Here is a 7,322-nt window from a genome sequence, read left to right on the forward strand (position 1 = left end):
TTAAATGACGTTGAAATGGCTTCGTATAGTTTGGTTGCTTATGGCTGCGGTTTATTAAGTTTCATGATGATTAAAGTATTAGCTCCGGGATACTATTCGCGCCAAGACACTAAAACTCCGGTTAAATATGGCATTATTGCCATGGTCAGCAATATGGTGTTCAACCTTATTTTTGCCATTCCATTTGGCTACGTGGGTTTAGCCATCGCGACATCAATGTCTGCGCTATTGAATGCGGGTTTATTATATCGAGGTTTGCATAAAGCGGGCGTCTATCAAATGAGCCGACAGACGTTATTTTTCTCGTTTAAAGTCATCATTTCTACCACCTTAATGGCCATTGGCATTGTTTATTTTATGCCGCAACAAAGTATATGGCTCGAATGGCAGACCTTTGAACGTATGTTTATGTTGATTGAGCTAATTGTGGGTGGCGCGGTTATTTATTTATTAAGTTTACTTGCATTGGGTGTACGGCCTTGGAAAATTAAACGTCAGGGATAATTTATCCTATGTGAATGACTAAGGGTATATCAGCAAGTTATCCAAAATCCGGTGTAATAATCTGAGGTTGAAACTCGCATCTAACATTGGTTTGGGTATATAATCTGCCGATTTGCAATAGGCAGTATTGAGCGTAATGGAATTAATCCGCGGTATACACAATATTTTACCTTCTCATCATGGTTGCGTTTTGACCATTGGGAATTTTGATGGTGTCCATCGTGGCCATGCACAGGTGATCAGCAGCTTAGTGAGTAAAGCGCATCATTTTCAACTGCCTGCAATGTTAATGACCTTTGAACCGCAACCGCAAGAACGTTTTCGTGGTACTGATGCGCCAGCGCGGCTTAGTCTTCTACGCGATAAAATTAGATTGTTAGATGAGCTTAAAATTGATCAGCTACTTTGCATCAACTTTACTGAAGCCTTTGCTAATCAACCTGCTGAAGCGTTTATTGAAGAGTTACTGGTTAAAAAACTCGGCGTTAAATATCTCGTGGTTGGAGATGATTTTTGTTTTGGTAAAGGTCGCTTAGGCAACTTCGATATGCTCGTTGCTGCGGGTAAAGAATTTGGCTTTACTGTAGTCAGTACACAAAGCTTTGTTGTTGGTTCGTTGCGAGTAAGCTCTACAGCAGTGAGAGAACAGCTGGCGTTAGGACACTTAGAACAAGCAAGACGTTTATTGGGTCATCCTTTCATTTTAAGTGGTAAGGTTGCTCACGGACAAAAATTAGGCCGTACAATCGGTTTTCCAACAGCAAATATTGCCTTAAAACGACACGTTGTACCTGTGAGAGGGGTATTCGCGGTTCGCTTGTACTGGGATGGCAGCGATATTTATGATGGTGTGGCTAATGTGGGTTTTAGACCCACTGTAAATGGTCAAACTTGCAGATTAGAAGTCCATTTGTTTGATTTTAGCGGTGATTTATACGGCAAACGAGTGGAAGTAGAATTAGTAGCAAAGATCCGTGATGAACAACCTTTTGAGTCATTGGACGCGCTAAAAAAACAGATTTTAAATGATGCAAATGAAGCTCGCGCTTTATTTAGCAACGATGCTAGCTGAAATGAATCAGCTTTAAATAATGGTATGGGATCAATGAGCGACTATAAATTTACTTTGAATTTGCCGGAAACAGAGTTTCCGATGCGCGGTAATTTGGCAAATCGCGAGCCAGAAATGTTAAATAGCTGGACGCAAGACGGGCTGTATCAGCAGATCCGTGAAAGCCGTACTGGCCGTAAACCTTTCATTCTTCATGATGGCCCTCCATACGCCAATGGCAGCATTCATATAGGTCATTCGGTAAACAAAATTCTTAAAGACATCATTATTAAGTCTAAAACCATGTCAGGTTTTGACACGCCTTATATTCCAGGCTGGGATTGTCATGGATTACCGATTGAGCTTAAAGTTGAGCAAAAAGTCGGTAAGCCGGGCGTCAAAATTTCTGCGGCAGAGTTCCGTGAAGAATGCCGTAAATATGCGGCTATTCAAGTTGATGGTCAACGAGAAGACTTTATCCGTTTAGGTGTATTAGGTGATTGGCAAAATCCTTACCTAACAATGGATTTTTCAACCGAAGCGAATATTGTCCGTTCATTGGCAAAAGTGATTGAAAGTGGTCATTTGCACAAAGGTGTTAAACCTGTGCATTGGTGTACCGACTGTGGTTCAGCACTTGCTGAGGCAGAAGTAGAATACGAAGATAAAACATCTCCAGCCATCGATGTGGCTTTTTTTGCAGTTGATAGCTCAGCTGTTGCCGCTAAATTTGGCGTTGAGAATTATACTAAACCGGTAGCGATGGCAATTTGGACTACCACGCCGTGGACCATGCCTGCTAATCGCGCATTATCACTAAGCCCTGAGCTAGATTATAGCTTGGTTGAATTTGTGAAAGAAGGTAAAACCACCACCTTGATATTAGCTCAAGTGCTGGTTGAGTCATGTCTTGAGCGTTATAGCGCGGAGTCGCACACTATTTTAGGTGAAGTGAAAGGCGCCGAGCTTGAGTTAATGCGCTTTAATCATCCATTCTATGCTTTTGATGTGCCAGCTATTTTAGGCGACCATGTTACGACTGACGCAGGTACCGGTATTGTTCATACTGCACCAGGCCATGGTCAGGACGACTTTGTGGTTGGTCAAAAGTACGGTTTAGAAGTGGCTAACCCTGTTGGCGACAATGGTGTTTATAAGCCAGATACTGAATTTTTTGCTGGCCAACACGTTTTTAAAGCTAACGCCAATGTGGTTGCGCTGTTAGAAGAAAAGGGCGCACTACTACTGCATGTTGCTATCCGCCATAGCTATCCGCATTGCTGGCGCCACAAAACGCCAATTATTTTCCGTGCAACGCCACAATGGTTTATCTCTATGGATAACCATGGTTTGCGTTCACAAGCGTTAAAAGAAATCGAACAAACCAAGTGGATCCCAGATTGGGGCCAAAGCCGCATCGAAAAAATGGTTGAAAACCGTCCAGACTGGTGTATTTCACGTCAGCGTACGTGGGGCGTACCGATTACGTTATTTGTTCATCGTGAAACGGATGAGCTACATCCAGACAGTGTTTCATTGATGGAACGTGTAGCGCATCGCATTGAACAACAAGGCATCCAAGCTTGGTGGGATTTAGAGGCAAGTGAATTGTTAGGTGATGAGGCCGATCAGTACCGTAAAGTGACAGATACTTTAGACGTATGGTTTGACTCAGGTTCATCATTCTCATCTGTTGTCGCAGCGCGTCCAGAGTTTCATGGACATGACATTGATTTGTACCTAGAAGGAAGCGATCAGCATCGTGGTTGGTTTATGTCATCATTGATGATTTCAACCGCTATGAATGGTAAAGCACCTTATAAGCAAGTATTGACACATGGTTTTACCGTTGATGGTAAAGGCCGTAAGATGTCAAAATCTGTTGGTAACGTGATAGCTCCATTACAAGTAATCAATAAGCTTGGTGCTGATATTTTACGCCTATGGGTTGCCGCAACCGATTATAGTGGCGAAATGACAGTATCTGACGAGATTTTAAATCGTAGTGCTGATGCGTATCGTCGTATTCGTAATACTGCACGTTTCTTGCTGGCTAACTTGAATGGCTTTAACCCAGAAACGGACATGATCGCATCTGAAGACATGGTCGCGTTAGATCGTTGGGTTGTTCGTCGTGCAGCAGTGCTGCAACAAGAAATCATCGAAGCGTACGATCAATACAATTTCCATTTAGTGACTCAAAAGCTCATGCAGTTCTGTTCTGTGGAGTTAGGCAGTTTCTATCTTGATATTATTAAAGATCGCCAGTACACCGCTAAGCAAGAAGGGCATGCACGTCGTAGCTGTCAATCTGCGCTTTATCATATTGCCGAGGCGATGGTTCGTTGGATGACGCCAATTTTAAGCTTTACCGCTGATGAAGTGTGGCAATTGTTACCAGGTAAACGTGAAAAGTATGTGTTTACCCAAGAATGGTATCAAGGCTTAGAAGCAGTCACTCTTGAAAGTGATTTAAGCGATGATTATTGGGAGAAACTATTAACTGTTCGTAATGAAGTTAACAAAGTACTCGAACAAGCGCGTCGTGATAAACGTATTGGGGGTTCATTAGAAGCTGAAGTGACATTGTTCGCAGATGCCGATTTAGCAGCTGAGTTAGCTAAAGTGGGTGATGAGTTACGATTTATCCTTATTACCTCTAAAGCAGCTGTTGCGGATATGTCACAAGCCGGTAGCGATGCCATCGAAACTGAACTAAGTTCGCTTAAACTAGTGGTTGCCAAAAGTAGCGCCGAGAAGTGTGAGCGTTGCTGGCACTATCGTGAAGAGGTTGGCACCATTGAAGCTCACCCAACATTGTGTCAACGCTGTGTGACCAATATTGAAGGTGAAGGCGAACAACGCGAATTCGCTTAAGGAAACATTGATAATGAGTACTGTGCCATTAACTTGGAAAGACAGTGGCTTGCGTTGGTATTGGGTAGCTGCATTGGTGTTTTTAGCCGATCAGCTATCTAAACAATGGGTCCTGAGCAATTTTGAATTGTATGAGTCTATACAGCTTTTGCCGTTTTTTAATTTCACTTACGTGCGAAATTACGGTGCAGCATTCAGTTTTTTAAGTGAAGCTGGTGGGTGGCAACGTTGGTTGTTTACCATTATTGCGGTCGGTTTTAGTACCTTGTTAACAATATGGTTGCGCAAGCAATCTTATTCGTTATGGCGCAGTAATTTAGCCTTTACCTTAGTCATAGGCGGCGCATTAGGTAATTTGGTTGATCGTTTAATGCATGGTTTTGTAATCGACTTTGTCGATTTTTACTGGAATACCAGTCATTATCCTGCATTTAATATTGCCGATGCAGGCATCTTTATTGGTGCGGTATTGATCATTTGGGAATCATTTAGACCCGACGCAAAGCCATCGAAGGAGCAAGATTAACTGTGACAGATTTAAGTAAGCAAGACAGTCATTCATTAATATGTCATATGAATATAGTACTGGAAGACGGCTCCACAGCCGACAGTACAAAATCGTCTGGTAAACCTTCACGTTTAAATATTGGTGACGGTAGCCTAAGTCCGGCTTTTGAAGACGAACTGAAAGACTTGAAAGAAGGTGATAAGCACATATTTACCTTAGCGGCAAAAGACGCTTTTGGTGAGTCAAATCCTGATGCGATTCATTATATGGACAGAAGCCGCTTTCCTGCAGATATGAAGCTTGAAGACGGCGTGATTGTCAGTTTTGCGGGGCCTGGTGGGAGTGAAATACCGGGTATCGTTCGCGATACTGCTGGTAATTCAATTACCGTCGATTTAAACCATCCCCTCGCAGGACGCACGCTTACATTTGAACTTGAAGTTGTCAGTGTCATAACTGAGTAAAAAAGGTATCACATGCTAAAAGTTGATCCGACGTCTCCAGAACTGAGTATTTTACTGGCCAATCCTCGGGGTTTCTGTGCCGGGGTAGATCGCGCTATCAGTATTGTTGAGCGTGCTTTAGAGTTATTTGAACCTCCAATTTATGTACGCCATGAAGTGGTACATAACCGATATGTGGTTGAAAATCTAAAACAGCGTGGTGCTCTTTTTATTGATGAACTTGACCAAGTACCAGACAACAGCATTGTTATTTTTAGTGCGCACGGTGTATCACAAGCTGTGCGCAAAGAAGCTAAAAACCGTGGTTTAAAAGTCTTTGATGCGACATGTCCGTTAGTGACAAAAGTACATTTACAAGTGACTCGTGCAAGTCGCAAAGGTATCGAGTGCATTTTGATTGGTCATGAAGGCCATCCAGAAGTTGAAGGCACCATGGGACAATATGATAATCCTAAAGGTGGTGTTTATCTTATTGAGTCTCCAGAGGATGTTAATAATCTTCAGGTTAATAACCCAGACAACTTATGTTTTGTCACTCAAACAACGCTTTCTGTTGATGACACCTTAGATATTATTACTGCATTGCAAAAGCGCTTTCCTTCAATTGAGGGGCCGCGTAAAGATGATATTTGCTACGCGACGCAAAATCGACAAGATGCTGTACGCAGTATGTCTTCCGAAGTTGATTTATTGATTGTTGTTGGTTCTAAAAATAGCTCTAACTCAAATCGTTTACGTGAACTGGCTGAGAAAACGGGTACGCAATCTTATCTCGTTGATACCGCCGCTGACGTGGAGGCTATGTGGTTTGATGGTGTGAAGAAAGTCGCTGTAACTGCAGGGGCTTCAGCCCCAGAGGTTTTAGTACAACAAGTTGTTAACGCAATAGCTAAACTTGCCCCAAGTATTATTACTGAAGTTGAAGGCCGTAAAGAAGACACTGTATTTGCGGTTCCTGCTGAATTACGTTAATAATTTCAATGATCTAAAAATAATAACCCGCAGCTTAATTTAAGCTGCGGGTTTTTTGTGCTTACAAAATAAACCGAGTATAATACTGATAAATTGTGTTGACCTATTAATCATACAAGATAGATACTATCTGATTACATTTAAGTCAGCTATTATCTATGCTAGATGCTAGATGCTAGATGCTAGATGCTAGATGATAGTTCAAGTTTAAGTAAAGATATTTAAGATCGAGAGTATTTACTCTTGGTTTTCTTAGGGAGTTTGACGCTCATGCCATGTAAAAGGAATGGATTTTCCTTAATTGAAGTAATGGTATCACTGGTTATTCTAGTGATAGGCCTCATTGGGATTTTTAATCTGCATATTATGTCAAAACAGGGCAGTTTTGAGTCTTTTCAGCAAACCCAAGCCTCGTATTTTGCTAATGATATAATCAATCGTATGCGTCTAAATGTAAGTGAATTAAGCAATTATGGATCGTCCTCCGGTACTCACTATAGTGGAGAATCATTAACAAAACCCACAGAATGCTCTGGAGTTTATCGCTGTTCTAATACTGAATTGAGAGCGTGGGATTTATATGAGTGGCAGAGTGCTTTTATTGGCGATTCTGAAGTTGATAGTGATGGCAGTATTGGAGGTTTACCTACACCAACAGCATGTGTTTATGTTAATTCAAATGATGTTGTAATAGTCATGACATGGAAGAGTGTTCGTAAGTTTAATGGTACTAATGAGAATTATTCTGATGAAGTAAAATCATGTGATTCTTCTGGTGCAACGCGAAGAATTTTTGAAGTTAAAACGGCAATATTTTAATGAGCCATATGATGAATAAATTATCTATAAAACATCGTGGAATGTCTTTAGTTGAATTAATGATAGCCATGCTTGTGGGGTTATTTTTAACCGCGGGTATCTTCACTATGTTTAATATGTCGTCAAG

The 7,322-nt window shown here is 41.5% G+C and carries 8 protein-coding genes; all 8 read left to right on the plus strand.

The genetic code is table 11. The annotated features are described in order from the left end of the window. On the plus strand, window positions 1-504 hold a 504-nt coding region (murJ, locus tag CXF78_RS05755; protein WP_180957058.1), incomplete at its 5' end, for a murein biosynthesis integral membrane protein MurJ. Window positions 505-640: 136 nt separating this feature from the next. After that, on the plus strand, window positions 641-1,576 hold the full coding sequence (gene ribF, locus CXF78_RS05760) for a bifunctional riboflavin kinase/FAD synthetase (RefSeq protein WP_011638339.1): 936 nt from the start codon (window positions 641-643) through the stop codon (window positions 1,574-1,576). Between the two features lie 33 nt (window positions 1,577-1,609). Then, window positions 1,610-4,432, plus strand: a complete 2,823-nt coding sequence (gene ileS, locus CXF78_RS05765; protein WP_102036237.1) for an isoleucine--tRNA ligase — start codon at window positions 1,610-1,612, stop codon at window positions 4,430-4,432. Between the two features lie 22 nt (window positions 4,433-4,454). Continuing rightward, a complete protein-coding gene (gene lspA, locus CXF78_RS05770) occupies window positions 4,455-4,958 on the plus strand; it encodes a signal peptidase II (protein ID WP_041413659.1) in 504 nt (167 codons plus the stop codon). 2 nt (window positions 4,959-4,960) lie between these two features. Then, window positions 4,961-5,404 carry an FKBP-type peptidyl-prolyl cis-trans isomerase gene (fkpB, locus tag CXF78_RS05775; protein WP_102036238.1) on the plus strand — a complete coding sequence of 148 codons (444 nt, stop codon included), beginning with the start codon at window positions 4,961-4,963 and terminating at the stop codon, window positions 5,402-5,404. Window positions 5,405-5,446: 42 nt separating this feature from the next. Beyond that, window positions 5,447-6,376, plus strand: a complete 930-nt coding sequence (gene ispH, locus CXF78_RS05780) for a 4-hydroxy-3-methylbut-2-enyl diphosphate reductase (RefSeq protein WP_180957059.1) — start codon at window positions 5,447-5,449, stop codon at window positions 6,374-6,376. A 309-nt stretch (window positions 6,377-6,685) separates the two neighbouring features. Further along, entirely contained in the window at window positions 6,686-7,195 is a 510-nt protein-coding gene (locus tag CXF78_RS05785) for a type IV pilus modification protein PilV (RefSeq protein ID WP_374702271.1), read from the plus strand. Then, window positions 7,195-7,322: PilW family protein (locus tag CXF78_RS05790; protein WP_145991378.1), on the plus strand; the 128-nt coding region annotated here is incomplete at its 3' end. The genes CXF78_RS05785 and CXF78_RS05790, both read left to right, overlap by 1 nt.

This window comes from Shewanella sp. 11B5, from assembly GCF_002836795.1.
In the GTDB taxonomy this organism is placed as follows: Bacteria; Pseudomonadota; Gammaproteobacteria; order Enterobacterales; family Shewanellaceae; genus Shewanella; species Shewanella frigidimarina.